Origin of the sequence: Aliivibrio finisterrensis (genome assembly GCF_008933155.1) — a bacterium.
Taxonomy (GTDB): domain Bacteria; phylum Pseudomonadota; class Gammaproteobacteria; order Enterobacterales; family Vibrionaceae; genus Aliivibrio; species Aliivibrio finisterrensis.
The window spans coordinates 1-240 of the sequence record NZ_WBVP01000133.1 but is presented as its reverse complement, the minus strand read 5'-3'; the positions used below and the strand labels follow the sequence as shown (position 1 = coordinate 240).

Genomic DNA, 240 nt, shown 5'->3' with positions numbered 1-240 from the left:
CGCTGGTTGATGCCATTAATGCCCTTGATGATTACGCCGATGGCACCATAACCACAGCGCCAAGTCTTGCTACTTATCACACCGCTGGCTTTGATGAACTCAAAGATGTGAACCTCTCGGTGATAAATACCGCCCTTATCAACAACACCTTAACCACACTTTCTGGTGTTCAAACGGCGGTGTCGGCCTTAGATACATTAGCCAATTATTCTCTAGATAACACCAGCACCACACCTTCGG

At 47.5% G+C, this 240-nt stretch carries 1 protein-coding gene; it reads left to right on the top strand.

Translation table 11 applies throughout. The annotated features are described in order from the left end of the window. The coding region (locus F8B77_RS17835; RefSeq protein ID WP_167512890.1) for a hypothetical protein at positions 1-240 on the top strand (240 nt) is incomplete at both ends.